Origin of the sequence: Hymenobacter endophyticus, from assembly GCF_032464715.1 — a bacterium.
Classification (GTDB): domain Bacteria; phylum Bacteroidota; class Bacteroidia; order Cytophagales; family Hymenobacteraceae; genus Hymenobacter; species Hymenobacter endophyticus.
In genome coordinates this window covers 128,357-155,055 of record NZ_JAWDJT010000010.1, presented here as the reverse complement: position 1 = coordinate 155,055, position 26,699 = coordinate 128,357, and the positions used below count along the sequence as shown (strand labels likewise).

25 protein-coding genes are annotated in these 26,699 nt (G+C 61.0%); 15 read left to right on the top strand and 10 right to left on the bottom strand.

The window, feature by feature from the left end; genetic code table 11:
• Window positions 1-35 precede the first annotated feature (35 nt).
• Window positions 36-929 carry a DUF2911 domain-containing protein gene (locus ROI90_RS15340; RefSeq protein WP_315999235.1) on the top strand — a complete coding sequence of 298 codons (894 nt, stop codon included), beginning with the start codon at window positions 36-38 and terminating at the stop codon, window positions 927-929.
• A gap of 155 nt (window positions 930-1,084) precedes the next feature.
• Here ROI90_RS15340 and ROI90_RS15335 read toward each other — a convergent pair whose 3' ends face one another.
• The 4 genes from ROI90_RS15335 to ROI90_RS15320 form a co-directional block, all read right to left on the bottom strand.
• A complete protein-coding gene (locus ROI90_RS15335) occupies window positions 1,085-2,779 on the bottom strand; it encodes a sodium:solute symporter (protein WP_315999234.1) in 1,695 nt (564 codons plus the stop codon).
• A complete protein-coding gene (locus ROI90_RS15330) occupies window positions 2,776-2,916 on the bottom strand; it encodes a hypothetical protein (protein ID WP_315999233.1) in 141 nt (46 codons plus the stop codon). The genes ROI90_RS15335 and ROI90_RS15330 overlap by 4 nt, the downstream gene beginning before the upstream one ends.
• Before the next feature lie 148 nt (window positions 2,917-3,064).
• Window positions 3,065-3,700: a phosphatase PAP2 family protein gene (locus ROI90_RS15325; protein ID WP_315999232.1), complete on the bottom strand. Its 636-nt coding sequence runs from the start codon at window positions 3,698-3,700 to the stop codon at window positions 3,065-3,067.
• A 257-nt stretch (window positions 3,701-3,957) separates the two neighbouring features.
• Window positions 3,958-6,546 carry a PIG-L family deacetylase gene (locus ROI90_RS15320; protein ID WP_315999231.1) on the bottom strand — a complete coding sequence of 863 codons (2,589 nt, stop codon included), beginning with the start codon at window positions 6,544-6,546 and terminating at the stop codon, window positions 3,958-3,960.
• A 325-nt stretch (window positions 6,547-6,871) separates the two neighbouring features.
• Between ROI90_RS15320 and ROI90_RS15315 the strand changes: the two genes are divergently transcribed.
• The 5 genes from ROI90_RS15315 to ROI90_RS15295 all read left to right on the top strand — a co-directional run bounded on the left by ROI90_RS15315 (window position 6,872) and on the right by ROI90_RS15295 (window position 12,554).
• Window positions 6,872-8,518: a S8 family peptidase gene (locus ROI90_RS15315; protein WP_315999230.1), complete on the top strand. Its 1,647-nt coding sequence runs from the start codon at window positions 6,872-6,874 to the stop codon at window positions 8,516-8,518.
• Between the two features lie 177 nt (window positions 8,519-8,695).
• On the top strand, window positions 8,696-9,646 hold the full coding sequence (locus ROI90_RS15310) for a YitT family protein (RefSeq protein ID WP_315999229.1): 951 nt from the start codon (window positions 8,696-8,698) through the stop codon (window positions 9,644-9,646).
• Between the two features lie 256 nt (window positions 9,647-9,902).
• A complete protein-coding gene (locus tag ROI90_RS15305) occupies window positions 9,903-10,718 on the top strand; it encodes an MOSC domain-containing protein (RefSeq protein ID WP_315999228.1) in 816 nt (271 codons plus the stop codon).
• 268 nt (window positions 10,719-10,986) lie between these two features.
• The gene (locus ROI90_RS15300) at window positions 10,987-11,787 is read left to right on the top strand and encodes a DUF547 domain-containing protein (RefSeq protein ID WP_315999227.1); all 801 of its coding nucleotides are present in this window, start codon (window positions 10,987-10,989) and stop codon (window positions 11,785-11,787) included.
• Between the two features lie 89 nt (window positions 11,788-11,876).
• Window positions 11,877-12,554 carry a DUF2461 domain-containing protein gene (locus ROI90_RS15295; protein ID WP_315999226.1) on the top strand — a complete coding sequence of 226 codons (678 nt, stop codon included), beginning with the start codon at window positions 11,877-11,879 and terminating at the stop codon, window positions 12,552-12,554.
• A gap of 81 nt (window positions 12,555-12,635) precedes the next feature.
• Here ROI90_RS15295 and ROI90_RS15290 read toward each other — a convergent pair whose 3' ends face one another.
• Entirely contained in the window at window positions 12,636-13,259 is a 624-nt protein-coding gene (locus tag ROI90_RS15290; RefSeq protein WP_315999225.1) for a deoxynucleoside kinase, read from the bottom strand.
• A 114-nt stretch (window positions 13,260-13,373) separates the two neighbouring features.
• Here ROI90_RS15290 and ROI90_RS15285 point away from each other — a divergent pair, with 114 nt between their 5' ends.
• Window positions 13,374-13,832 carry an STAS/SEC14 domain-containing protein gene (locus ROI90_RS15285; protein WP_315999224.1) on the top strand — a complete coding sequence of 153 codons (459 nt, stop codon included), beginning with the start codon at window positions 13,374-13,376 and terminating at the stop codon, window positions 13,830-13,832.
• Window positions 13,833-13,902: 70 nt separating this feature from the next.
• Here ROI90_RS15285 and ROI90_RS15280 read toward each other — a convergent pair whose 3' ends face one another.
• On the bottom strand, window positions 13,903-14,565 hold the full coding sequence (locus tag ROI90_RS15280; RefSeq protein ID WP_315999223.1) for a DUF6565 domain-containing protein: 663 nt from the start codon (window positions 14,563-14,565) through the stop codon (window positions 13,903-13,905).
• A gap of 162 nt (window positions 14,566-14,727) precedes the next feature.
• On the opposite strand from ROI90_RS15280, the gene ROI90_RS15275 reads away from it, so the two are divergent.
• Both ROI90_RS15275 and ROI90_RS15270 read left to right on the top strand, forming a co-directional pair.
• Window positions 14,728-15,240 carry a GNAT family N-acetyltransferase gene (locus ROI90_RS15275; RefSeq protein WP_315999222.1) on the top strand — a complete coding sequence of 171 codons (513 nt, stop codon included), beginning with the start codon at window positions 14,728-14,730 and terminating at the stop codon, window positions 15,238-15,240.
• Window positions 15,241-15,287: 47 nt separating this feature from the next.
• Window positions 15,288-15,569 (top strand): CDGSH iron-sulfur domain-containing protein, encoded by a 282-nt coding sequence (locus tag ROI90_RS15270; protein ID WP_315999221.1) that lies wholly within the window; start codon window positions 15,288-15,290, stop codon window positions 15,567-15,569.
• 75 nt (window positions 15,570-15,644) lie between these two features.
• On the opposite strand, the gene ROI90_RS15265 is transcribed toward ROI90_RS15270, so the two are convergent.
• The gene (locus ROI90_RS15265) at window positions 15,645-15,896 is read right to left on the bottom strand and encodes an acyl-CoA-binding protein (protein ID WP_315999220.1); all 252 of its coding nucleotides are present in this window, start codon (window positions 15,894-15,896) and stop codon (window positions 15,645-15,647) included.
• A gap of 128 nt (window positions 15,897-16,024) precedes the next feature.
• Here ROI90_RS15265 and ROI90_RS15260 point away from each other — a divergent pair, with 128 nt between their 5' ends.
• The 3 genes from ROI90_RS15260 to ROI90_RS15250 all read left to right on the top strand — a co-directional run bounded on the left by ROI90_RS15260 (window position 16,025) and on the right by ROI90_RS15250 (window position 18,720).
• Complete coding sequence (locus ROI90_RS15260) at window positions 16,025-17,317, top strand: amidohydrolase family protein (protein ID WP_315999219.1); 1,293 nt, start codon at window positions 16,025-16,027, stop codon at window positions 17,315-17,317.
• A gap of 65 nt (window positions 17,318-17,382) precedes the next feature.
• The gene (locus ROI90_RS15255) at window positions 17,383-18,042 is read left to right on the top strand and encodes a hypothetical protein (RefSeq protein WP_315999218.1); all 660 of its coding nucleotides are present in this window, start codon (window positions 17,383-17,385) and stop codon (window positions 18,040-18,042) included.
• Window positions 18,043-18,219: 177 nt separating this feature from the next.
• Window positions 18,220-18,720: a CinA family protein gene (locus ROI90_RS15250; RefSeq protein WP_315999217.1), complete on the top strand. Its 501-nt coding sequence runs from the start codon at window positions 18,220-18,222 to the stop codon at window positions 18,718-18,720.
• A 243-nt stretch (window positions 18,721-18,963) separates the two neighbouring features.
• On the opposite strand, the gene ROI90_RS15245 is transcribed toward ROI90_RS15250, so the two are convergent.
• Entirely contained in the window at window positions 18,964-20,007 is a 1,044-nt protein-coding gene (locus ROI90_RS15245) for a hypothetical protein (protein ID WP_315999216.1), read from the bottom strand.
• A 151-nt stretch (window positions 20,008-20,158) separates the two neighbouring features.
• On the opposite strand from ROI90_RS15245, the gene ROI90_RS15240 reads away from it, so the two are divergent.
• Together ROI90_RS15240 and ROI90_RS15235 are read left to right on the top strand one after the other, a co-directional pair.
• On the top strand, window positions 20,159-21,412 hold the full coding sequence (locus ROI90_RS15240) for a zinc dependent phospholipase C family protein (protein ID WP_315999215.1): 1,254 nt from the start codon (window positions 20,159-20,161) through the stop codon (window positions 21,410-21,412).
• A 104-nt stretch (window positions 21,413-21,516) separates the two neighbouring features.
• The gene (locus tag ROI90_RS15235; RefSeq protein ID WP_315999214.1) at window positions 21,517-22,245 is read left to right on the top strand and encodes a peptidylprolyl isomerase; all 729 of its coding nucleotides are present in this window, start codon (window positions 21,517-21,519) and stop codon (window positions 22,243-22,245) included.
• Window positions 22,246-22,372: 127 nt separating this feature from the next.
• On the opposite strand, the gene ROI90_RS15230 is transcribed toward ROI90_RS15235, so the two are convergent.
• Complete coding sequence (locus ROI90_RS15230; RefSeq protein WP_315999213.1) at window positions 22,373-22,735, bottom strand: hypothetical protein; 363 nt, start codon at window positions 22,733-22,735, stop codon at window positions 22,373-22,375.
• A 164-nt stretch (window positions 22,736-22,899) separates the two neighbouring features.
• Window positions 22,900-25,011 carry a M13 family metallopeptidase gene (locus ROI90_RS15225; RefSeq protein WP_315999212.1) on the bottom strand — a complete coding sequence of 704 codons (2,112 nt, stop codon included), beginning with the start codon at window positions 25,009-25,011 and terminating at the stop codon, window positions 22,900-22,902.
• A 187-nt stretch (window positions 25,012-25,198) separates the two neighbouring features.
• Between ROI90_RS15225 and xseA the strand changes: the two genes are divergently transcribed.
• Window positions 25,199-26,692: an exodeoxyribonuclease VII large subunit gene (gene xseA, locus ROI90_RS15220; protein WP_315999211.1), complete on the top strand. Its 1,494-nt coding sequence runs from the start codon at window positions 25,199-25,201 to the stop codon at window positions 26,690-26,692.
• The last annotated feature ends 7 nt before the right edge of the window (window positions 26,693-26,699 follow it).

Genomic DNA, 26,699 nt, shown 5'->3' with positions numbered 1-26,699 from the left:
GCTTCGAATTCCCAACGCCTCTTTTAATCTCTCGCATGAGTACTTCGACTTTCTTCAAGTCTTCTTCCCGCGCCCTGAGCGCCACACTGCTGGTAAGCGGCCTCCTCTTGAGCGCCGCCGCCGAAGCTCAGATCAGCACACCCCAGGCCAGCCCCAAAAGCATCATTCAGCAGCGCGTGGGCCTCACCGATGTAACGCTGGTGTACTCCCGCCCCAGCCTGCGCGGCCGCGCCGCCTTCGGTAACCTGGTGCCGTTCAGCAAGCGGTGGCGCACGGGTGCCAACGCCACCACCAGCATCAAATTCTCGGATGATGTAACCGTGGAAGGCAAAAAGGTACCGGCCGGCGAGTACGGCATTTATACCATTCCCGGCAAAACGGAGTGGATTGTGGTGCTGAACAAGAGCACCAAGATGGGCGCTGATGTGGACGCCTTCAAGGACGACGAGGACGTGGCCCGCTTCACCATCAAAACCTATAAGGTGCCCACCAAAGTGGAAACCTTCACCATGAACTTCACCGACCTCACCCCCGCCACCGCCAACGTGGACATGCAGTGGGAAATGACCGGCGCCAAGTTCAAAATCACCACCGACGTGGAGCCCAAGGTGATGGCGCAGATTGACGAGAAAGTCATCAAGAACGCCAGCCCAAGCAACGGCGACCTAGCCGCCGCCGCCGTGTACTACCTCGACAACAACAAGGACCTGAAGCAGGCCCTAACTTGGATGCAGAAGGCCAACGAGAAGGACCCCAAGTTCTGGAACTTGCTCACCGAAGCCAAAATCCGGATGAAGATGAAGGACTACAAAGGCACCATCACCGCCGCCGAGCAGTCCAAAAAGCTCGCCCTCGACGCCAAAAACGCCGATTACGTGAAGATGAACGAGGACCTGATCATAGAAGCCAAGAAAGCCGGCAAGCTGTAATCAGGAAGTCAAAGGGCTAAAAAGCTAGTTCCCCTCCTTGGAAAGGAGGGGCTAGGGGTGGTTGACAATCGTTGAACGATACTAGAATCTAATTTCTAGAAACAGTTCTAGCGCAAGGTCAACCACCCCTAGCCCCTCCTTTCCAAGGAGGGGAACTAGCTTTTTAGCCCTTTGTAGTCTGACTTCCCTAAAATGCTCCCCAGCACCACCACGCCGCAGCCAATGATGTTGAACCAGAGGTAGCCGATATCGGTGGTAAAAAACAGAACCAGAACGACGGCTTGGGCTACCACAGCGGCCCAGAATACGGCCCGGCCACCCACGGCTTTCAGGAAGAAGGCCACCATGAAAATGCCCAGAATAGTACCGTAGAACAACGAGCCCAGGATGTTCACGGCCTGAATCAGGTTTTCGAGGCGGGCGGCGAAGGTGGCAAACCCGATGCCCAGCACGCCCCAGCCCACGGCCGCCGCCCGCGACGCCAGCACGTAGTGCGCCTCCGCCTGCCCCGGCCGGCGCGGCTTGTACAAATCAACTACCGTAGTGGAGGCCAACGCGTTAAGGCCGGCGGCAGCCGAGCCCAGAGCGGCACTCAGCACCACGGCTACCAGAAGGCCCAACAGCCCCTGCGGCAGGTAGTTGAGCACGAAGGTGAGGAACACGTAGTCGGTGTCCTTGGCTTCGGTGGTGGGTTCGGCCTTTTTGAGCAGCTGCTGGGCCTGTTGGCGCAGGCCGAGGTTGGCGGCCTGGGTGGCTTGCAGGTGGGTTTCGGCGGCGGCAATGGCGGTCGGGTCCTCGCTTTTCAGGGCCTGCACGAGGCGGCCAGTGGCGCGGCGGCGCACCTCAAACAGAGTGGCGTGCTCGCGCTCCAGCTCGCGTAGCCGGGGGCCGTACTGCTCGGAGTGGGCCACCTGCATGTACACCGGCCGGTTGAAGGTGAGCGGGGCGGGGTTGAACTGGTAGAACACGAACAGCAGCACGCCCAGCAGCAGAATTCCGAACTGCATCGGAATCTTGAGCAGACCGTTCATCAGCAAACCCAGGCGGCTTTCGGTAATGTTGCGGCCGGTGAGGTAGCGCTGCACCTGGCTTTGGTCGGTGCCGAAGTACGAGAGGGCCAGGAACAAGCCGCCCGTCATGCCCGACCAGAAGTTGTACCGGTCGGTGGGGTCGAAGTGAAAGTCGATGAGGTTGAGCTTACCCTGGTGGCCAGCCACGCGCATGGCATCGGTAAACCCAACCTCGGCCGGCATATAGTGCACCAGCAGGTAGCCCGCCACCAGCAGCCCCACGAAAATTACGGCCACTTGCCCCTGCTGGGTTACCATCACGGCCCGCGTACCGCCCGAAACGGTGTAGGCAATCATCACGGTACCCAGCAGCCACACCGTCAGCTGAATATCCCAGCCCAGAATGGCCGACAGCACCAGCGCCGGCGCGTACAGGCTCAGGCCGTTACTGAGCCCCCGCTGCACCAGAAACAGTAGTGCCGCGAAGGTGCGGGTGCGCCGGTCGAAGCGGCCTTCCAGGTACTCATAGGCCGTAAATACCTGGAGGCGGTGGTAGATGGGCACCACGAAAATGGCAATGAGTACCATCGCCACCGGCAGCCCCAGGTAGAACTGGATGAAGCGCATCCCGTCGTCGTAGGCCTGGCCGGGGGTGCTCAGAAAGGTAATGGCCGAAGCCTGGGTAGCCATGATGCTGAGCCCGATGGCCCACCACGAGGCCTGCCGCCCGCCCAGCAAATAGCCATCCAGCGACTCGCCGGCGCGGCGGGTGCGCCAGGTGCCGTAGCCCACAATGAACAGCAGCGTTCCGCCCAGAATCAGCCAGTCGAGCCCGCTCATGCAAACGCCCGGGTCAGGTACACGAACAGCCCGATTTCCAGGGCCAGCGCGCCCAGCACCAGCCAGTACCACGCCCGCCATGAAGGCAGCAGCGGCGGCAAATCAGATTCGGTTTCGGAAGTTGCGGGGTGCGGCACGGCGGAAAGGGAATTACGGACGAAAGATAACGCAGGAAAGCGTAGCACCAGCGCCCTAACAGCGTTGCAGCGCGAAGCCTTTGCTGCGTGCATCCCAGAACAAACCAAGCAGCATTTTTCCAACAGCACACAAGGCAGAAGCTCCGCACTACGGCGCAACCACTGGCCGGGGCCGCAGCCAGCCAGTGGCCAATTCCCAGAGGCAGGTCAGCAGCAACCCCAGCGCCGCCCCGGCTACCACGTCGCTGAGCCAGTGAAACCCCAGCACCACCCGGCCCAGGCACACCAGCCCCAGCCACCCCAGCAACCAGGGCCGTGCCCTGGAGAACCGCAGTGCCCAGGGCAGCAGCAGCCCCGCCGCGCCCGCCGCGTGCCCCGAGGGAAACGCATCAAACCGCCCCGCCAACTGCCAGAAATCAGCATTGGCGGCTAAGTTCCCGAACACCTGACCCGGCCGGGGCCGGTTGAAATACATGGCCAGCAGGTTGCGCAGGCCCTGACTGCTTATCATCGTCAGCAGCGCCACCAGCCAGATGGTGCAGTGCGGCCACCGCCGCAGCCGGGCCACGGCAAACAGCAGTAGCAGCAGCGGCCACAGCCACAGCGGCATCAGCTTATCCGTAACCGCATCATGCACCCGCATGAAGCCCGTAAAAAACGGCCGTAGCGGCGCGTCGTGCCGGTGCAGTAGCTCGGCCAGTGGCTCGTCCATGGCCCATATCAACAGCAGAATGAGCGGTACCGAAGCCAGCGCAAAAAGTACAAGGCGGATATAGTTTCGCATAGACATAGTATCACTGAAGACCGTATGCGCCGGTCCGGCGGCTGGCAGCCGTCGGGCCGGTCGTCGCCTGCTGACGTTATTACGATGTTGTGCTGACGGTCCGGCCGACAACCGGCCCGGCGGCTGCCAGCCGCCGGACCGGCGCATACGCCGTGAGGTTGTAGAGACGCGTATTCGCGTCTCTGCGCGTGCTGATGGTGTTTAGCGGAACGAAGAAGCCCCCAACGGTGCGGCCGCCCAGACGCGAATACGCGTCTCTACTTACCCAACGACACCATATTGGTCAGTATCCGATAGGCACCGGGCACGCCGGCGGGTAGCTCCCGGAACAGCGAGAGGCCAGTGTAGATGTAGTGGCCTTTGCCGTAGTCGGCGACCAGGATGGCGCTTTCCTTGGCTTTCTCGCCGGGGTCCTGGCTGCTCAGTACGGTTTGGTACTTGGGGTCCCACTGGCTGGGGTAATAAAGGCCCTGCTCCTGCACCCAGCCCTCGAAGTCCTTGCTCGTGATTTTGTTGGGCGTGTTGAGTAGGGGCTGCGTGGGGTTGAGGAAGGTGACGGGGGCGTTTTCCACCGTCACCCGGTCGGTGCTGAGAGTGAGCGGGTACGGGCCGATTTGCGGCAGCACGGTGCCGCGGTTCACCACGTACTGCACCACCAGGTTGCCGCCCTGCTCCACGTACTTCAGCAGCGTGGGTTGCAGGGTTTTGAGGCGGTCGAGGGTGTTGTAGGCGCGCACGCCCAGCACCACGGCATCGAAGCGGCGCAGGTTCTGGTCGGTGATGTCCTCGGGCTTGAGCAGGGTGACGGTGTAGCCGATCTGGCGCAGGGCGTCGGGCACCTCGTCGCCGGCCCCCATCAGGTAGCCGATTTCCTGGCCCTTGCGCCGCAGGTCCAGCTTCACCAGCGGGGCTACGGCTTCCGGGAACAGGGTTTGGGTGGGAATGTGGGTGTAGGCAATGGTCTGGTAGCCGCGCGAGTACGCCTGCCCCTCCACGGTAGCCACGGCCCGCAGCTCCGATTTGCCTTCTGCGGCCCCCGCGCCGGGCTGCACCCGGAACTGCACGGTCTGCTCGGCGTCTTTGGCCCCCAGCTCGAAGGGGATGCTGGCAGGCTCGGCGGTCCAGCCTTTGGGCAGGCTCAGGGCCAGGGTACCCTTCACACCCGCTTTGGCGGCACGCAGCGTCACGGGCACCGTTTTGGGCTGGTTATCGGCAAACACGTAGGCCCGCCCGCCGATGTTCACGGCCACCGGCGGCACGACTGTCAGCGGGCGGTACTTCTCCCCTTCTACCGGGTCGGTGCTTTTGTATTGCAGGTTCTTGGTGTAGTAAAAGGGTACTCCGGCCACTTCAATGGCAAATAGCACCTCATTCACAGGCCTGTTTTCAGGCCGGCCCAGCACTTCCCGTTTTTCTATCCGCTGGCCCTTATGCGGATGCTCAGGCCAAGCAAATTCTTCTACTATTTCCGGCACTTTGTACATGCCTATCGTTCCGGCTTCGCGTAGCCAATATGGCTGTGAGACTGATTGCTTAGCCGGGATGGTGATGGATGCTTTTTTCAGAAACGGCTTGCCGTTGGTCAATTGCTCGTTGACCTCCTGCTTTGCCATATTCCCTACCGTTTGAAAGCTGAAATCAATAGCCGGAACCTCCAGCCACTTCAGCTTCACTGGTACCGATGAGCGATTTAAGGCTTCAATGACCACATCAAGCTTCCCATCAGGTGTGGCGGTGGTTTCCTGCGAAATTGCAGACAAGTTCAGCCCCAGACAGCCATATATCAGTTCATCAATTTCCTCCCGCTTCTCGTCATTCCAGAAACCGGCCACTTCAGGTAGCTTCTGCAATGCCGCCCGCACCTTCAGTAGCCCCGCCACACTTGCCGACGGATTGGCCGGGTCGTACTTGCGGATTACCTCGTCTAGCATCTTCCCAATGGCTGCGCCGCCGGGTACCCGGTTCCAGGTCAGGTCCACGCCGTCGAACAGGTCGGTTTTGGCGGGCTCGCCTTTCAGCAGCTGGAAATACTCCGGGGCCTCGCCGCGCTGGGCGCTGCTGCCGAAGCCCTGGCTGCGGTGCTGGGAGCGGCTGCGGGCGGCAATTTCGCCGTAGCTCTGGCCCAGCAGCGGGTTGAAGCCGCCGGCATCGAGCTTGAAGTACGGGCTCATGTCCTCGCCGGGCTTCACGAAGAAGGAGCCGGTGTTCCAGAGCAGCCGCTTGGCCTGCCAGGGCTGCACATATTGCAGCTGCTCGGGGAAGCGCTTGGGGTCGGCGGCGGCCGAGAAGGCCTCGATGGCCAGCATGGCCGAGGCCGTGTGGTGGCCGTGGCCGGCCCGGGCGTCGGGCGGGAAGCGGGTTATCATTACATCCGGCCGACGCTGCCGGATGACCCACACCATATCGGAGAGCACCTGCTCCTTGTCCCAGATGGTGAAGGTTTCCTCGGGCGTTTTGGAGAAGCCAAAGTCGTTGGCGCGGGTGAAGAACTGCCGGCCCCCATCAATGCGGCGGGCGGCCAGCAGCTCCTGCGTGCGGATGACGCCTAGCCCCTCGCGCAGCTCCGGCCCGATGAGGTTCTGGCCCCCGTCGCCGCGGGTGCAGCTGAGGTAGCCGGTTTCCACCAGGCGGCCGTTGGCCAGGTAGGCAATCAGGCGAGTGTTTTCATCGTCGGGGTGGGCGGCTAGGTACAGGGCTGAGCCCAGCACGTTCAGTTTCTTCAGCCCCAGCAGAATCTCGCCGGACGACCAGGTTTTGGGGGCCTGAGCAGCGGCTTCGGGAATTAAGAATTGAGAAGTAAGAAGTAAGAATGCCGATAAAGCGGCGTAGAAAGAGCGAAGGCGCATGAACGAGGCGGTTGAGGTGGCCGGGCGGTAAAGATAGAAGGCCAGCCGGGAGGTTGCAGCCCCCGCCGCCTACCCTTTGGGCAGATAGGACAAGGTACTCCGCTCCCAAAGAGCCCTGCGCCAAGCCGGCTGCCGGCTGCTCCCTGACGCGCGGCTGCCACCGGACTTTTTTCACAACGGCGGGCGTTGGGCACGGAATTAGCCGGATGCACACTGGCTGGCTTCAGCCAGTGCCCGGGTTTGTCCCGTCTTTTCCTGATTTTCGTGCCACTTATGTCTCGGTTGCGTAGTCATTGCGTCCGATACTTTTTTGCTTTCGTTCTGTATGCATTTTTCCTTCCCCTCCCGGCTGCGCCTGCTGGGCTTGTCCGTGCTGTTTCCGGTTTTAGCTTCAGCCCAAACCACCCCGCCTGCCTCCGCCGCCCCGGCCCCGGTAGCGCCCACCTCCCCCCAATGGTACTTGCTGGATGCTCAGCAGGACGGGGGGGTGATGGGCGTGAGCGTGACGCGGGCTTATCGGGAGCTGCTGCAGGGCAAGGCCTCTACCCCCGTACTGGTGGCCGTAATAGATGCCGGCATTGATACCGCCCACGCCGACCTGCGCCGCGTGCTCTGGCGCAACCCCCGCGAAGTGGCAGGCAACGGCCTCGACGACGACAAAAACGGCTACGTGGACGACGTGTACGGCTGGAACTTCCTGGGTGGGGCCGATGGGCGCAACATCAACGAGGAAGCCCTGGAGGAAACCCGCCTGCTGGCCCGTTTACAGCCCCTCTACCAGGGCAAAACCCGCACCAGCGTGCCGGCAGCCAAGCGCGCGGAGTACGACCTATACCTGAAGGTAAAAAAAAGCTACGAGGCCAAGGTGAAGGAAAACACCGAGCAGCTGCAGCAGTTTGCCCAGGCCTACGCCGAGAACAAACAAGGCGCCGAGGGCCTCAAGCAGGCCCTGGGTGTGGAGCGCCTAGACACCGCCACCCTGCGCAACCCGCCCACCCAAAACCCGGAGCTGCGCCAAGTCACCACGGGCCTTTACCAAACGCTCATCCAGACGGGTTTTGCCTCCTTGGATGATGTGCTGGTAGAAATGCAGAGGGGCTTGCAGGAAACCAAGGACCAGCAACAGTACGGCCTGAACCTGAAGTTTAACCCCCGCTCCATTGTGGGCGACCGGCCCGACGACCTGAAGCAGCGCGACTACGGCAACCGGGACGCAGCCGGCCCCGACCCCATGCACGGCACCCACGTAGCCGGCATCATCGGGGCCGACCGGGAAAACAATGCGGGCATACTAGGTGTGGCCCCTAACGTGCAGATCATGTCGGTGCGGGCTATTCCGGACGGGGATGAGCGGGACAAGGACGTGGCCAACGCCATCCGCTACGCCGTGGATAATGGCGCCCAGATCATCAACATGAGCTTCGGCAAGTACTATTCGCCCCAGCGCCCGGCGGTGGAGGAGGCCATCCGCTACGCCGATACCAAGGGCGTGCTGCTGATTCACTCAGCCGGCAACGAGAACAACAACCTGGACAATACCACCCAGTACCCCTCGCCCAATTTCCTGAACGGGCAGCGCATCCCGAACATGATTACCGTGGGTGCCTCTTCCCGCCTCAACGACGAATCCCTGGCCGCCGACTTCTCCAACTACGGCAAAGTGCAGGTAGACGTGTTTGCCCCCGGTAACCAGATTTATTCGACCCTGCCCGGCAGTAAGTACGGCAACCTCAGCGGCACCAGCATGGCTGCACCGGTGGTTGCGGGCATTGCCGCCACGCTCAAATCGTACTTTCCCCAACTCACGGCAGCCCAGCTTAAGCGCATCATTCTGGCCTCGGCCCAGCCGGTACATACCAAAGTGCGCCAACCCGGTAGCACTAAGCTGGTTGACTTTGCGGAACTGTCGCGCACGGGTGGCATTGTAAACCTGTACCGGGCCGTGCAGTTGGCTCAGCAACCAGCCCAATAACCCCGCCCGTTTCTGCGCCCCGCGCAACCCTGCCCCCGCTGCCACCTCCTGCTTAAACGCAGGCGGGCAGCGGGGGCAGCGGTTTTTCGGCCTCACCGTTCAGATTTAACCCTTGGGCCGCTCTGGCGTATTCTATACCCAGGTGGCGCTTGTGCCTTTGCTTTTTACCCCCGACTTATGTCCTCACAGCAACTACCTCAGCCCGGTAACCAGTCCGCGGCCTCCTCCCAATCTACTACCAGCCTCCCCAGCAAACCCACCCGCGACGCCCTGTGGTGGCGGCGACAGATAGTAAATACCCTGTTGATGGTAACGGGCGTGTTTTCGGCTGGTTTCGGGCTGGAAAGCTTCCTGCTGCCCGGGGGCTTCCTGGATGGGGGCGTTACGGGTATTTCCCTGTTGCTGGTGCAGGTATTCGGGCTGCCGCTGCCGGTGCTCATTGTGGTGCTCAATATTCCTTTCGTGCTCATGGCCTGGCGCCAGCTGGATACGGGCGTGGCCGTCCGTAGCCTGATTGGTATTGTGGCGCTGGCTATTGTGCTGGCGGTTATGCCCTACCCCATCATCACGCAGGATAAGCTGCTGATTTCTGTGTTTGGCGGGTTCTTCCTGGGTGCTGGTATTGGCCTGGCCATGCGGGGCGGCGGCGTACTCGACGGTACCGAAATTATGGCCATCTACCTGAGCAAGAAGTCCAGCATGACCATCGGGGATATTATCCTGGTGTTCAACATCCTGATTTTCGGGGTAGCGGCTTATATCCTGTCCATCGAAACGGCTCTGTACTCCATTTTGGCCTACTTGGCCGCGGCCAAAACCATTGACTTCGTGATTGATGGCCTGGAGGAGTATACCGGCGTTACCATCATGTCGGGGCAGGCAGATGCGGTGCGCCGCATGATTACCGAGGAAATGGGCCGGGGCGCTACCGTGTACAGCGGCAAAGGCGGCTACGGCACCCACGGCCACCAGGCCAATGCCATCGACATTGTATTCACTGTTATTACCCGCTTGGAACTAACCAAGCTCAAAACCGAAGTAGAGCAAATTGACCCCAACGCCTTCATGGTGATGCACAGCGTGAAAGAAACCAAGGGCGGCATGATCAAAAAGCGGCCCTTGCACTAAGCGGTGCAGGTGTAAAATGAATGACCTTGTGAAATGGTAAAGCTGTAAACCAGGAACATGTCACGGCTTCTCGCTTTCTGCCATAACGTGCTTCCCATTCACAGATACGAAAGTTCTGACCTGTTCAAAAGCCCCGGGCGTACCCACGTCCGGGGCTTTGTGCTTTGTAGGGCTTAGCGCACTGGCAAGGCCGAACTGCTTGGCCCTACCCATAACTTCACTTCTCACAACCTCACCATTTCACCATCTTTGCAGCATGGCTGCACCCCTCCTTCTCTCCGACCTGTACATTTATCCGGTAAAATCCCTGGGCGGCATCCGCCTCACGGAAGCCACAGTAGAGCCGCGCGGCCTGCGCCACGACCGGCGCTGGCTGATTGTGGATGAGCGCAACCGCTTCATGACGCAGCGGCAAACGGCCGCCATGGCCCACCTGAAAGTATCCCCGGCCTACAACGGCTTCCTGCTTAGTCACCAGCAGCGCCCTGAGCTACTGCCCTTGTATGTACCCTTCACCGCTACCCCCGAAAAGACGCTGTTCGTCACCATCTGGGATGATATGGTATTTGCCTGGCGGGCCAAGCCGGAGTGTGATGAGTGGCTTTCGGAGGCCCTGGGGCAGCCCGCCAAGCTGGTGTATATGTCGGATATGGTGCGCCGCGACGTGGAGCCGGAGCACAACCCCGAGGGCCAGCTAGTGAGCTTCGCCGACGGCTACCCCTTCCTGCTTATTGGGCAGGAGTCGTTGAATGAGCTGAATACGCGCCTGGCCGAGCCAGTGGAAATGGACCGGTTCCGACCTAACTTGGTGTTTAGTGGTGGTGAAGCCTTTGCGGAGGATGCCTGGGAGTATTTCAGCATTGGTGACCTGCAGTTCCGGGCTGTGCGCGGCTGCGGCAGGTGCGTGCTCACCACCATTAACCCCCACACTGCCCAGAAGCACCCCCAGGGCGAGCCACTCCGGACGCTGGCCGCCTACCGGACCGAGGGCAGCAAGGTCATGTTTGGGCAAAACGTTACGGGGTCCGGCAGCGGCTTCCTGCGCGTCGGCGACTCGCTCACTCCCCGCTAGCAAGTCCTGAATACACCCCACTAACCAAGTCCCGAAAGGTGGCAGGACATACTGCAATGGAGCAGCTTACCGTGCAGGTAACAGGCCCGATAAAACAATATTCAGCGGAATAATTGTGTTTTGCCAAGCCGAAAGCAAATCAGTATCTTTGTCAACCTCCTGGTTTTGAAATACTGCTGCTTCAGTTAGGCCCGCTGTTTCCTCACGAGCCATTCTGCAGCAGTTTTGCCCTGCCGACCTCTCCGTTCTTTGTCTTGCCCCTCCGCACATGCCTGCAACCCACCGCTTCCTCGTACGCTTTTTTTGCCTGCTGCTTGGCGGGCTCCTGCTGGCAACTTCTGGATACGCTACCACCAGTAGTGAGTTGCAGGCCCCGTGGAATACGCTGCTGCACCGCTATGTAACCCCCGATGGTCGCCTGGACTATGCGGGCCTCCTGGACGAGGAAGATGAGCTGCTGGGGTACCTGCAAGGCCTGCGCAAAGTAAAACCTGACCCGCAAACCTGGCCCCCTGCCGATACGGAGGCGTTCTGGATAAACACCTACAACGCGGCCGCCACTTACCTGATTCTACAGTACTACCCCGTGGCCAGCATCAACGACATTCGGGTGAAAGTGGTGGGGGGCACTAAAACGCCCTGGGAAGCGCCGGTTGTCAATGTGGGTGGGCAGAACTATTCCCTAAACCAGATTGAGCGGGAAATGCTCCGCAACCAGTTTCACGACCCTCGGGTCCATTTCGCCCTGATGTACGGTGCAGCCTCCGCTCCAGCCATTCTGGCCGAGGCCTACGATGGCGCCCGCCTCAGCCAGCAACTAGACCAACAGGCCCGCCGCTTCCTCAATGACCCGGCCTTCAACCAGCTTAGCCCCCAACAGGTGCAGCTATCCGGGCTTTTTGAAGCGTATGGAGCCGAGTTTGGCTCCGAAGCGCAGCTGCTGGAATTCGTAAATCAGTACGCTCGTGTACCGGTACTGCCCACTGCGAAGGTAGAATACCTGTCTTTCAGCTGGGCTTTGAATGACCGCACGGGCCTCAGCAGTTCCCAGGCCCTGGGCAAACAGTAGGACTTCCGCTAACCTCACTTAGCAACGCCCCGTACCGCTTAGCGGTGCGGGGCGTTTGTGTATGGCCCTGCCTCACGTACTTCTCACCTATGAACCTTCCCCTCGTTCTGGACTTTTTGCGCCAGCTGGCCGCGAACAATAACAAAGCCTGGATGGACGCCCACCGTGCCGACTATCACCAGGCCCGCGCCGAATACACGACCCTGGTTGCCAGCTTACTGCGCGACGCTTCCGCTAGTCTGGAGCCCGGGTTGCGAGGCCTTACTCCCTCAGATGTGATGTTTCGCATCAATAAAAACGACCGGTTTCAGCAGAGCGACGAGCCCTACAAGCGCCACATGGGAGCCGGCTTGAAGCCGGGCGGGCGGCATAGCCCTTGGGCGGGCTACTTTATTGCCCTGGAGCCCGGCGGCGAAACCTACATTGGCGCGGGGCGCTGGATGCCGGAGCCCCAGCAACTGGCCCGCATCCGCCAAGAAATTCACTACAATGCTCCCGCTTTTCACGCCGTCCGCCAGGACACCCGGCTCCTGCGCCACTTCCCCCTGGGCCTTGACACGTCTCAGAGCCTCAAAACCGCTCCCAAGGGCTACGACCGTACCGACCCCGACATTGAATGGCTGAAGCTGAAAAGCTACTTCGTATGGCAGTCTTTCTCCGACGCGGAAGTAGCCCGCCCGGATTTTACGACCCGGGTGCTGGAAGCCTGGCAGGCCGCCAAACCCTTCGTGGATTTTCTGAATGAAGCTATGAAAGCGGAGGAGTAGTGCTTAGTGCGTGTGAAAAGAGGCCCTGCCAGGTTACGGCAGGGCCTCTTTTCATACGCACTAAGCACTAACAACTAAGCACTAAAACAGCCCGAATAACGTGCTGTTGATTTTATCGATGATGACGCTCAGGTCTTCGGGGTTATTCACGTAGTCGAGGTTGTTCACATCCACGATGAGCAGACGGCCTGCGGTGTAGCCCTTGATCCACTCCTCGTAGTGCTCGTTCAGGTGCTTGAGGTAGTCAATCTTGATGTTGTTCTCGTAGTCACGGTTGCGCTTTTCAATCTGCTGCACCAGCTTGGGCAGGTCGGCGCGCAAGTAGAGCAACAAATCGGGCGGATTCACCATGCTGATCATGGACTGGAACAGGTTCAGGTAGTTCTGGTAGTCCCGCTCCGACATGAGGCCCGACTGGTGCAGGTTGGCCGCAAAAATGTGCGCATCCTCGTAGATGGTGCGGTCCTGAATAACCCCCTTGTTGTTCTGCTGCAGCGCCTTGATGCGCTGGGTTTGCTGGAAGCGGCTATTGAGGAAGTATACCTGCAGATGAAACGCCCAGCGCGGCATGTCATCATAGAAATCCTTGAGATAAGGATTATGGTCGACGTCCTCCAGAAATACTTCCCAGTTGAAGTGATGGGCCAGCTTGTTGGCCAGAGTGGTTTTGCCAGCCCCAATGTTGCCGACTATTGCAATGTGCATGAGCGAGACACGAAAAAAAACGAAGGCTCAAAAATAGCGGATACCCGCCGAACCCAACGCATTATCAACGCCTTCGTACAAGAATAGTGTACGCTCTATATTACGCCTCATCATATGGACTCGCTGCACTTACAGCCGATTGGTACCCTGCCGGATGCAAATGGGGCAGTGTTGGTGGAGCTGCAGTACGCCGCCCCCCAAAAGGTGTTATACGTGCGGTGGTTTGGCAACCTAACCAGCCGTGAGGTAACCTTGGTGGCCCAGGAAGCATTGAAGCTGCAGGGGCAATATCCGTTTACCCTCCTGCTGAATGACAAAACCAACGCTACCGGCGACTGGGTGGAGGCCATGGATTGGCTGGAATACGAGTGGCTGCCCCGGGCTATGGAGGGTGGGTTGCGGAGTATAGCCTACGTATTCTCGCCCGACATGCACAACCAGTTGGCTAGTATGGAGTTTTTCGAGCGAGTAAGGCAGTATATCCCTATCCAGATGTTTCAGGATGTACCGGCGGCCTGGCAATGGCTGCGCCGGCAAGGGCTTCCGCCTCGCACTGCAGCATTGCCTCAATAGGCACGTATACAAACCGCACTGGCCCCGGCTGCCTGAGCAGCCGGGGCCAGTATAGCACTGTACGCAGGCACTATTCGCGGATAACGTCCTTCACGTCCCGGGCTTTTTCCAGGGTCCGGAATTCCCCTTGCAGGCTCCGGATGCGCAACCGCTCCTCCAGGGGCAGTTGGTCGCGCACTTGGTCGTAGCGGGCATTCAGGCGGCTCAGTACGGCGCTGGCGGCGCTCCAATCGGCCTGGGTCCAGTCCTTTTTATCGGTGCGCATGGTTTCTACCAGGCGGAAGTACAGGTCGGGCAGTTCCGTAGCGCGGGCCTTGCTGATGTTGACATCTTCATTAAGCAAGCGGCGCTGGGCCTGGTCGGCGGTAGCGGGGCGGCGGGCGGCGGCATCCAGGCTATCCTGGCGGGTGGCCCAGCGCTGGTAGCGCACTTTCTGGGTGCTGTATTCCTTTTTACCTTCCACCGTGAGGCTATCCACGGCTTTATCTATGCGGCGGCTTTGGCGGTCAAACTCCTCACTGATGCGCGGCAGCTCACGGCGTGCCGTGGTAGCGGCGCGGCTTACTTTATCATTTACCCAGTCGCTAAAATCGGCTAAATCCCGTTCCAGGCCGGCCGTAGTGGCCGTGCCGGTAGCAGGCTTGGTGGTTTTGCGGGGTGTTTGCTGGGCCGAGGCCGAAAAGGCCAGTAGGCTGGCCGCCGTGAGCAAAGTATAGGCAACAGGAAGTTTCATAGGGCAAGTAAGGAGAAAAGGTGGGTAGTGGAAAAGAAGCAACAGAAACGGCTCCCCAGTCCGGACCTGTATGCTGGAAGCAGGCAATTTCCGGCCCAAAAAACGAATGAAACCGGTATTTGGGTTCGGTTTTGCCGCAGATAATGCCGTTTTTTGCTGGCTATGTCCGTTACCGAAGCCCCCGCAATTCGTATTCAGGCCGCCACGCTGGCCGATGTGCCAGCCATCATGCAACTGGCCGAGGCCACCTGGGAGCCAACGTACCGCTTCATCATTTCGCGGGAGCAGATTGATTACATGTACCGGGTTATTTATACCCCCGCTTCGCTCCAGCGACAGATGACGGAGCAAGGGCACACGTTTCTGCTGCTGTACGTAGATGAGCAGGCGGCTGGTTATGCTTCCTTCTCCGAGCAGGGCGAGGCGGGCCTCTACAAGCTCCACAAAATATACGTACTGCCTTCCCGCCAGGGTATGGGCTTGGGCCAGCGCCTGCTGCAGGCGGTGGAGCTGGCCGTGCGCGAGGCCGGCGGGCACATGCTCGACCTCAACGTGAATCGGCATAACCCGGCCCAGGCTTTCTATGAGCACCAGGGGTTTCAGCGCCACCGGGAGGAGGACATTGCCATTGGCCCTTACTGGATGAACGACTACGTAATGCGTAAGCACCTGTAGATTTTACCGTATTTTCTTTCTCTTCTTCACTCCCACTTTCTTCTTTTATGGCCACAAAACTCACCGTCCTGAGCAATGGCTCCCTGCGCGTAGATGGCACCGACTTCGAGCTGGTTGATGCCCAGGGCAATTCTTACGGCCTCGGTGGCCGGGAGCGAATCAGCATTTGCCGCTGCGGCCTCTCCAAAAACAAGCCCTTTTGCGACGGTTCGCACAAGGGCCATTTCGAGCACAATGCCGAGGCCTTCGACCTGCCCGCTCCCAAGCCAGCCACGCCACCCATAACGCCTCCCGCCACTCCCGATGCCGGCGCGGCTCCGCTGGCCTAACGCCTGTTCAGGCACCAAAAAGCCGCCCCGCCCAGCATGATGCTGAGCGGGGCGGCTTTTTGGTGCCTGAACGGGCTAGAACAGGGAGTTTACGAAATCCACGTACTCCTGGCGGGCTTCGTCCTGGCTTTTGCCACGCTGCCCGGCCCAGGCATCGTACTTGGCAATGGCTTTGAAATCGAACCCGCCCGGACGGTCGCCGGATACGTCGCCCTCACTGCCCTGCTTATACAGGGAATACAGCTTAAGCAGGGTAGCGTTGTCGGGTTTGGCGGTCAGTTCTTTGCTGCGGGCGGCGGCGGCTTCAAATTCTTCGGGAGTGGCCATGGGGCAGAGGGTTGATGGGAAATGAATGAGGTTGCGGCAAAAGATACGGACTGCGGTGGAATTAGGCTGCATGCAGCATTTATTTCTCCCCTATCTTCCCCCATCTCTCCCACTTTCAGCCGCTACCCATGCCCCTACATCTACGCTTCCCTCTGCTAGCCGCCGGCCTACTGCTGGCCCCAACCGCTCAGGCCCAGAAAACCTACCTGCACTGCGGCCGTCTGCTGAATATGCGCACCGAGCAGGCCCGTACCACCGTAACGCTGGTGGTGGAAAACGGCCGCGTGGTGGCCGTGGAGTCGGGCTACTCGGCCCCTGCCAACCCCCAGGATAAGGTTATCGACCTGAAAAACCGCACCGTGCTGCCGGGCCTTATTGATTGTCACGTGCACCTGGAGGGCGAAACCAGCAAGGACAACTACCTCAAGGAATTCACCCAGAACCCAGCCGACGTGGCGTTTGGCTCCCTGGAATATGCCCGCAAAACCCTGCAGGCTGGCTTTACCACCGTGCGCGACCTGGGCGGCTCCGGCGTGAACATTGCTTTGCGTAACGCCATTAATAGGGGGCAAGTGGCGGGCCCGCGCATTTTCACGGCGGGCAAGGCCATATCGGGCACGGGCGGCCACATGGACCCTACCAACGGCTACCGCCTCGACCTGATGGGTATGCCTGGCCCGGCCGAGGGCATAGCCAACGGCCCCGACCAGGGCCGGCAGGCCGTGCGCGAGCAGTACAAGCGCGGGGCCGACCTCATCAAGATTGCCAGCACCGGCGGGGTGCTCAGCGTGGCCAAGGATGGCTCGGCCCCGCAGTTTACGGAGGAGGAAATACGGGCGGTGGTGGAAACGGCGCGGGATTTAGGCCTGGCCGTGGCCTGCCATGCCCACGGGGCTGAGGGCATGAAGCGGGCCATTCGGGCGGGCGTCACCAGCATCGAGCACGGCACCCTCATGGACGAGGAAACCATGAAGCTGATGAAGAAAAACGGTACTTGGTATGTGCCCACCATCACGGCCGGGAAATCGGTAGCCGACTCCGCCAAAATTCCGAACTACTATCCGCCCCTAGTAACGCCCAAGGCCCTGGCTATCGGTCCCAAATTGCAGGGCACCTTCGGCAAAGCCTACAAAATGGGCGTTAAAATTGCGTTTGGCACCGATGCCTCGGTGTACCGGCACGGCGTGAATGCCTTGGAATTTCGCTACATGGTGGAGGCCGGTATGCCCGCCTACGAGGCCCTGCGCAGCGCCACCGTATCGGCCGCCGAGTTGCTGGGCCAAACCAGCACCCTGGGCACCCTGGAGCCCGGCAAGCTGGCCGACGTGGTAGCCGTGGAAGGTGACCCGGTGCAGGACATCAACGCCATGCAGCGGGTGCGTTTCGTGATGAAGCAGGGGGTAGTGTACCGGCAGGAATAGGACAACGGAAACTTTGGCCTTGTATTTGCCCGACGCTATATAGCCACACTTTTCTACCCTATCACATGCTGAAATTATCTACGCTACTACTAGCCGGCGGGCTGGCATATTTTACTGTGGGCCAAGCCCACGCCCAAACGGAATTGAACAGCCGGCCCCAACCCGGCATGACGCCCTCTCAGGCAACGCCTGCCCCCGCTTACCCGCAGCTGCCGTTGCGCCCCACCGACGATGACTACCCGCGCTACCAAGGTAGCCTGGCGCTGGAGTTGGGTTGGGGAGCCCCATACGGCTTTGGCGTTTCGTACGCGCACCACCTCACTCCAAACTGGGATATAAACGGTGGCCTGGGCATCGGTATCGGTGGTAAAATCGGAATTGGCACTCGGTATTTTCTTAAACCAGAACGCACGTTTACGCCCTACGTGGGTGCCAACGTAGTGCGCACCGGACGTATTGATCAAGTATCAGTGGAGTTGAATGGGGAGCAGGCCGTGTATTCCATGGCCTCCAGCGCAACGCTGCACCTGCGGGGTGGGGTGCGCTGGCAGCCGGGCCGGGTGGGCTTACTGGCCACGGGTGGCTACGGTGTTCGGCTTGGTGGCAACCCCGTAGTGTATGATCCGGCCTATAACCCTTCACCGCAGCTACGGAACTTCGTGGATATTATCAGCCCTGGGGGCGTGGAGGTTTCGGTGGGCATAGTGGTTGGCCTAGGACGATAACATGGCCCGCGCAACCGGGCTTCCTTGTTCCTGAACGTATCTATTTGCCACTTGCGGGCGGTGGGCTACCGGTTTCTGAACTGCTAGCCTGCCGCCTACTACTGTTGGGGTAGCTGCAAGCTCGGCTGCACCCTTCCCGGAGGGGCGTGCGTAGGCGGGGTACATTCCTTCCCTGCTATGAAAAAGTCCGTTCCTGACGAGCTAGTCCAGAATTTCCTCAAGCACAAGCTTACGCTGGCCCTGGCCGAAAGCTGCACCTGCGGGCTGGCCGCCGCCCAGCTGGCCTCGGCCACGGGCGTGAGCGAAGTGCTGCTGGGCTCGGTGGTGACCTATCACCCCGAGGCCAAGCAGCGGCTGCTGGGCGTGAAGAAAGCCACCCTGACGGCCTACTCCGCCGAGAGTCAGCAAACCACCAACGAAATGGCCCTGGGCCTGCATCGCCAACTACCCCACGCCGATGTGTGCGTGGCCGTAACCGGCCTTTGCGGCCCCGGCAAATCAGAAACGCCCGAAAAGCCGGTAGGCACGGTGTTCGTTACGGTGCTGTTCCAGGGCAAGGCTCATGAGTACCGGGAGCAATTCAAAGGCACCGGCGACGCCCTGCGCCAGCGCGCCACTGAGTTTATTTATGAGAAGCTAAACGAGCTCATCGAACGGCAGCAGCTGGCCCCGGCTTAAGGTAGCTGCCGGATGGTAGTGGCGGGTTGTTAGTTGTCAGTTGTTAGACCTGTACTGGTACGTGTTGACAGCAGACGAAATATCGTACACAGCACGTTATGCAGAGCTTAGCGAAGCATCTCGCACGCCAACGTTGCAACGACAATCCAGACACCAGCACGTGAGATGCTACGTTCTGCATGACGTGCTTTCGGCGCAACTATTCACACAGCCTAACACCTGACAACTAGCAACTAGCAACCCTTACCCTTCCAAGGCCTTATTGGGGGCCAGTAACATAATTTTCAGGTTGAGGCGTACCACGTCGCCCATGCTGCGGCAGCGGCTGAACTGCTGGGTGCGGTGGTGCTGGTTGAGCTGCTGCTTGAGCTGGTTGACCTTCTCCGCGGGCGAGACTTCATCGTGGCGCAGGCAGTCCATCAGGTCCTTGAGGCGGTGGCGCTCCGAGCGCACGCGCCGGGCCATGAGGGTGCGCTCCTCGGTTTGGTACTGGCGGATGCTTTCGGGCGTGAGCAGCTGGCCGCAGAGCTGCACCACGGCCCGGTTATCCTTGAAAAACTGGGGCAGGTACATGTTCTTTTTGCCCTCGTAGCACTGCTGGTCGAAGTCGATGGCCCGCACCCGGTACTGCTCATCCTCGAAGTCGGGCGTCACATCAATAATGTAGTTGTAGGCGCGCATATCACCCAGCAAACGGGCAAAGCACCGCTCATTAAACTTGACGAACTCCTTGGCAATGCGCACCTGGTTGAGGTGAGGCCGCTGCAGATGGTCGCGGATGAAGTCGTCGCCGGGGATGCCGGCAATGTGCTCCTCAATGAGCGTATCACCGTGCACCAGGTAGTTCATGCTGTTGGGGCTCAGCAGGTGCTCCAGCTCCAGACCGTACACCCGCGAGGCATCGGCCCGCTTCACGTAGAAATAGTCGTAGTTGTCGTTGAGCTGGTTGACGATGCGCACCCGAAACGGGTTGCTGTTCCCGAAACGGCAGTAATCCACCCGGTCGGCCACCAGGTGGTCGGTGAAGGATAAGTCGCCGGCGGTTTTGAGCAGGGCGTACACCTCGGCCAGGCCTTCGCTCAGCTCCCGCAGGGCCTGGGGCTCATAGTACACCGTTTCCCAGAGCGTGTCACGGCCCTGGCGGTTAAGCAGCGGAAAGGAGCCTGTGAAGCGCGTGAGTTCCTGGTAGGTGACGGGCAGGTGGGTTTCCCGGTCGTACTGGTGCAGGTAAGCGCGCAGGCGGGGCCGGATGGCGTAGTTTATTTTCTTTTTGGAAATGAGCGTCACGGGTGGGGCAGATAGGGGTAGGATGGCGCTAATGATACGCGGTTTTCCGGTTTCGGCCGGCTGGCTCAAGCGGGCAACCCGCAAAAAATCAGCACGTCAAGCGGGCGGTTTGTACCTTCGCCTCTCGTCTTTCCTTCGTCAGGACCGTGCCATGAAAAAACTACTACTCACCCTTTTTATCGTGCTGTTGTGCCCGGTGTTGTCGCCGGGTTGGGGCTTTTTTGGGCACCGCACCATCACCCAGCTGGCCGTGTACTCGCTGCCGTCGGGCATGCGCAGCTTCTACTTCCGCAACATGGGCAAGCTGGTGAAGCTGAGCACCGCCCCCGATGAGCGCCGCGACCAAGACCCCACCGAGGCCAGCAAGCACTTCATCGACATCGACCACTACGGCGACGACCCCTTCGGCCTCATGCCCAAGGCCTGGGATAAAGCCGTGGCCAAATACACCGCCGATACCCTGCGCAAGTACGGTACTCTGCCCTGGGCCGTGATGGAAACCAAGGAAAAGCTCACTACGGCTTTCCGGGAAAAGGATACCACCGCCATCCTGGCCCTCTCGGCCGACCTAGGCCACTATGTGGCCGATGCCTACGTGCCCCTGCACACCACCGAAAACTACGACGGGCAGCTCACCAAGCAAGAGGGCATTCACTCGCTCTGGGAAAGCAAGCTACCCGAGCGCCACATTGGCAAGTACAAGCTTAATAACGAGCCGGGCCGCTACGAGAAAGACCCGCTGAAGGGCATCTGGCAGGTAATTCAGGAATCGTACGGCTTCCTGGGCGACACCTTCGACAAGGAAGAGGAAGTGACCCGCAAGTACACGCCCGAAACCAAGTACGTGTTCAGCCACAAGTATGGCAAAACCCGCCGCACCTACTCCGATGCCTTTGCCGACTCTTACCACGAAAAAGTAGGCGGGGAGGTGGCCTTCCGCCTGAAGCTGGCCCCTACCATGGTGGCCTCCATGTGGATGACGGCCTGGAAAGATGCCGGCTCCCCCGACCTGAGCACCTTGCTGAAGAAAAAGCCCTCGAAGGAGGAACAAGAGAAGCTGGACGCGGAAATGGACGCCTGGAAGGATAACCTGCTGCTGGAGCAGGGTCTGCTGCTGTCGATGCAGAAGGTAGCCGCCGAAGTCCGCCCCGACCTCATCAACGCCGCCCGCGACATGGCCCCACTGCCCGTCGACGCGGAAGCTGCCAAACCGGCCCCCGCCGCCCCCGTTAGCCCGGTGCCCGGTGCCCCCGCCCTCCCGGCCGGCACTACCAAGGTCAAAATGAAGACCAAGCCCGCCGACGGCCCCACTCAAAAGGAGAAAACCAAAGTCGACAAACCGGCCAAGGCCAAGAAAAAACCTGCTTCTGATGGGTGGGATACGCCCAGCGGCTCGGGCTGGTAGGCGGCTCCTGCCGGCACCGTATAGCATGAAAGTGCGGCTCCGCTCCGGCGGGGCCGCACTTTTTTGGTTTCTTGCGCTTCTACCCACCTACTTGCTTGCCTCCGATGCAACTCCGTTTGTTCTGGCTACCCGCCCTGAGCCTGCTGGCCGCCTGCAACCAGCCCCAGCCCGATACGGCCGCCACCGTCGCCAAAGCCGAAGCTCCTGGCCCCGACCTTCGCTCCCTGGCCGACTCCAACGTGGTGCAGCTGCTCACTGACTACGGCCGCCAGTACCCGGGCCGGGAAGTGCTGCTACAGACCCGCCACGGCAATATGCGCATCCGCCTCTACGAGGAAACGCCCCTGCACACGGCCAACTTTCTACTACTCAGCCGCAAGGGGTATTTCGACCAAACCGTGTTCAATCGGGTGGTCAAGGACTTTGCTATTCAGGGGGGTACCTCCGATAAGCTGGCTCTGCGCCTAAGCCGATACCGCCTGCCCCCCGAAATCCGGGCCGAACATTTTCACAAGCGCGGGGCCGTGGGTATGGCCCGCTACGACGACGAGCAGAACCCCGGCCGCCTGTCCTCCAGCCACGATTTTTACATTGTGCAGGGCCAGAAGCTGACGGAGTACGGAGCCCAATCCAGCACCGGCCGCACGCTCACGCCCGCCCAACTGCGCACTTACACCACCACCGGCGGCGTGCCCAGCCTGGATGGGCAGTACACCGTGTTCGGGGAAGTGGTGGAGGGCCTGGACGTTATCGATAAAATTGCCGCCGAGCCCGTGGGCAACGACAAGTGGCCGGTACAGGACGTGGGCATCAAGGTGAAGATATTGAAGTAAGCTGGTCTGTCGGGCCGATGGGCCGGTTACCACCCGCCGACGTTGTGAGGGTACCGTTCGAGTTTCTGACAACGACAGGCGGCCCGCCAGGCTACGCCCGCCGGACCGGTATGTGATTAACCACTCGTTACCGCAGCACTTCCACCAGCCGGGCGTGGTTGATGTCGCCCGGCTGCTCGTGCAGCAGTTCCAGGGCTTCGGCGCGGGTGTAGGTTTCCAGGGTGGTGGAAAAGCTAGCGGGCGCGGGCGGGGCTGTGGGCAGTTCGGGTACGGGCTGGCGGGCCGCTGCTAAATCCACGGCATCAGGGCGCACGGTTTGCACCCGGTAGAGGTAGAACTGTGGCTTGGCAGTGCCCGGCGGCTGAAACTGCACCACGTACACGTCGCCGACCTGCGGCTGCTGCACCAGTTCCTGCACGTTGACGTTGGACCGGCAGGCCGCCAGCACCAGCATACTTCCACCTATCAGGGCCCGAACAAGATTTTGCATGGAGCAAGATAGAGCCGTTTCGCTAACCTCACCGGTTCGCCCCAGCCCGGCAACGCCCCGCCGCTGACCCAGACACAAAAAAGGCGTTCCGTGCTCTGCACGGAACGCCTTTTTTCAACGGTAAGCCATCAGCTAACAGCCAATAACTATCGGCCAGATAAGTACTACCAAATGCGGGCCCGGTCAGCCTGGGCGCGTACCATTTTGGCGTCTTCCTTGCAGCCGAAAGCTTCAAAGAACTCGGGCATGTTCATAAGCGGGCCCACCGTGCGGTACTGCGCGGGCGAGTGGGGGTCCGTCATTACCTGCTGGCGCAGGTACTCGGGGCGGGCGTTGGTGCGCCACACCTGGGCCCAGGCCAGGAAGAAGCGCTGCTCAGGCGTGAAGCCATCGAACTTGGGCCGGGCACCGGAGGCGTATTGCTTGGCCAGCTGCTTTTCCAGGGCCGAGTAAGCCAAAGCCAGCCCGCCGAAGTCGGCCAGGTTTTCACCCATGGTCAGCTTGCCGTTCACAAACACCGAGTCCAGGGGCGAGAAGGCCGAGTACTGCTTGCCCACCATGTCGGCACGCTGCTCAAACTTGGCGGCGTCCTCCTTGGTCCACCAGTCGCGCAGGTTGCCCTGAGCATCGTACTGCCGGCCCTGGTCGTCGAAGCCGTGGGTGATTTCGTGGCCGATGACCGCGCCCATGCCACCGTAGTTCACGGCGTCGTCGGCGTTGGGGTCGAAGAACGGAGGCTGCATGATACCGGCCGGGAACACAATTTCGTTCATCGACGGGTTGTAGTAGGCATTCACCGTGGGCGGGGTCATGCCCCACTCCTGCCGGTCAATCGGCTTGCCGAATTTGCTCACGTTGTCGTTGAAGCCCCACTCGCGGGAGGCCAGCACGTTTTTCAGGTACGATTCGCGGGAGATGTTCAGGGCCGAGTAGTCCTTCCACTTATCGGGGTAGCCGATTTTCACGGTGAAGGCGGCCAGTTTTTTCTGGGCTTCAGCCTTGGTGGCGTCGCTCATCCAGTCCAGCTTCTGGATGTGCTCCCCCATGGCCTCCTTGATGTTGGCCACCATCTCCTGGGCCTTTTGCTTGGTAGCGGGCGTGAAGGCCTTTTCCACGTACACCTGCCCAAAGGCTTCGCCCAGGGCCCCGTCGGTGGAGCGCAGCATGCGCTTCCAGCGGGGCTGCTGCTTTTTGGCCCCACTCAGCACCTGCGAGAAGCGGAACGACTCGTCGCCGTAGGCCTTGGGCAGAGCCGAAGTCAGGGACGATACCAGGTGCCAGCGCATGTAGGTTTTCAGGTCGCCGAGGGGCTCCTGCTTGAGCATGGTGCTTACTTCCTTGAAGAAAGCGGGCTGGCCCACAATAACCGTTTTGGCCGAACTCAGCTTCATCTGAGCCAGCGAGTTGGGCAGGTTCAGGTTGGGAAACTGCTTGCTGGCTTCCGCCACCGTCATCTTATTGTAGTTGGCGTTGGGGTCGCGCAGGTCTACGCGGCTCTTGCTGGCTTTGGCCAGGCGGGTTTCCAGGCGGATTACCGTGGCCGCGTTTTTGGCAGCCGTGGCCTCATTCTCGCCCAACATCTTAAAGGTGTTGGTGAGGTAGGTGGTGTAGGCCGCGCGGATGCCCTTGGAGCGGGCGTCGTCCTTGAGGTAGTAGTCCCGGTCGGGCAGGCTCAGGCCACCCTGGAACAGGTTTACCGCGTACTCGTCGCTTTTCTTGTCATCCTGACCTACGTAGCCGTTGTAGAACGCGCCGGTCTGGAGCTTCTGGGCGCGCACGATTTCGTTCTGCAGGCCTTTCAGGTCTTTCACGCCGTTGATGCGGGCCAGTTCGGGCTGCAGGTACTTGAGGCCGGCTTTTTCAATGCTCATGGAGTCCATGGCCGAGGCGTAGTAGTCGCCTACTTTCTGGGCGTTGGAGCCTTTGGCGGCCGAGGTGTTGGCGGCCGACTCATCCAGAATCTGGCGCATCACGGCGTTGTTCTTATCGGCCAGCTCATTGAACGAGCCCCAGCGCACCTCAGCGGCCGGGATAGGGTTATTTTTCAGCCAGCTACCGGAAGCGTACTGAAAGAAGTCGTCGCAGGGGTTCACCGACTTGTCGATGTTGGCCACGTTGAGGCCGGTGCCGGCGGGGTCGGGGGCTGGGGCGGGCGTAGTGGTTGCGGGCGTGGAGGCCGCCGCGGTGGGCGCGGCGGTTTTGCTGGAGGCGCAGCCGGCCAACGACAGGCCGGCGGCAGTCAGAGCAGCCAGCGAAAGGCTGTTGCGGTTCTTCATACAGGTAGGAACTGGTGGAGTGGGGAATGCAATGGAAGGGGCAAGGTAAAAGAAAATCCGGGCCGCTGCTTTTGCGGAACGCAAAGACGAACCCCTACCGTTAGCCGTTGCATTGGGGATGGAGTGAATGGGTAGATAGCTCTAGCTATCCAACTCACCCCCACTCCCCCTTACCTTTACTGCTGCAATGCCCCTGTACAACCGCCGCCCCGAGCCGGGCCCCGCCGCTGCCAAACACCTGCCCCCGGCCGCCATGCCCCTGAGCGAGCTGCTGGCCCGGGTGCGCCAGACGCTGAGTGAGCGGTTTGCCGACTCTTACTGGGTGGTGGCCGAAATTGCCGACCTCACCCTGCCCCGCTCCTACGGTGCGCACTGCTACCTCACCCTCTCCGACCAGCATACCACCGGCCGCGGGGCCCAGCTCAAGGCTCAGGCCCGGGCCACCATCTGGAGTGCCCGCTACCAGCAGCTCTCCGCCGCTTTTGAGGAACAAACCGGCCTGACCCTGCGCACCGGTCTGAAGGTGATGCTGCGGGTGCAGGTGAAGTTTCATGAGCAGTTTGGCCTGAGCCTGGATGTAGTGGCCCTCGACCCCACCTACACCGTGGGTGACCTGGCCCGGCTGCGCCTGGAAACCCTGCGCAAGCTCCAGGCCCAGGACCTGCTGGAGCGGCAGAAACGCCTGACCCTGCCGCTGGGCGTGCAGCGCGTGGCCGTTATATCGTCGCCCACGGCGGCCGGCTGGCAGGATTTTGTGCAGCAGCTGCGTGAGGCACCCTATGACTTCGCCCTCCTTTTGTTTCCGGCTACCATGCAAGGCGACGACTCCCCGGCCAGCATTCGGGCGGCGCTGGATGCCATTCGGCCGCGCCGGGCGGAGTTTGATGCCGTGGTGATTATCCGGGGTGGGGGCTCCAAAACCGATTTGCTGGCCTTCGATGACTACGGCCTGGCCGCCGCCGTGGCCGCGTTTCCGCTGCCCGTACTCACCGGCATCGGCCACGAGCGGGATGAGGCCGTGGTGGACCTCACGGCCCACCTCGCCCTGAAAACGCCCACCGCCGTAGCCGCCTTCCTGATAGAGCGGCTGGCCCGGCTGGAGGCGGCGCTGGAAGGCTACGGGGGCCGCATCCGGGAATTGGCCCAGGCCCGGGTACAGCAGGAAACTACGCGGCTCAACCGCCGGCTGCGGCACGCCCACGCGGCCGCCCAAACTCAGCTCCAGGACCACCGCCACCTGCTGCACCAGCGTATCCGGCTGTCGGCCCAGGCCCCCCGAGCGCAGCTGCGGCAGCAGGAGCAGCTGCTTACGCGGCGGCGGCACCAGCTGCACCGGGCCGCCCGCACCGCCCTGCGCCACCAGGAGCAGGGGCTGCGGCTACGCGGCCGGGCGCTGGCCAAACGGTTTCGCTGGCTGCACCGCCGCCGCCGCGAGCAGCTGCTGCACCGGCAGTTTGCCGTGCAGCTGGCCGCTCTGCGCCTTTTGCACCGCCAGGAGCTGCGCCTGGCGCAGGTGCACGGCCAGCCGGTTCCGCAGGGGCCGGCCGTGCGCCTGCTCACGCCCAAAGGCCGCCCCTGGAAAGGCCCGCTGCGGCCGGGCCAGGAGTTTTTGCTGCGCCTCCCCGATGCGGCGGTAGTGCCGGCCCGCGTGGGCGGGCAACTGCCGCTGTTTCTTCCCTAACCGTATT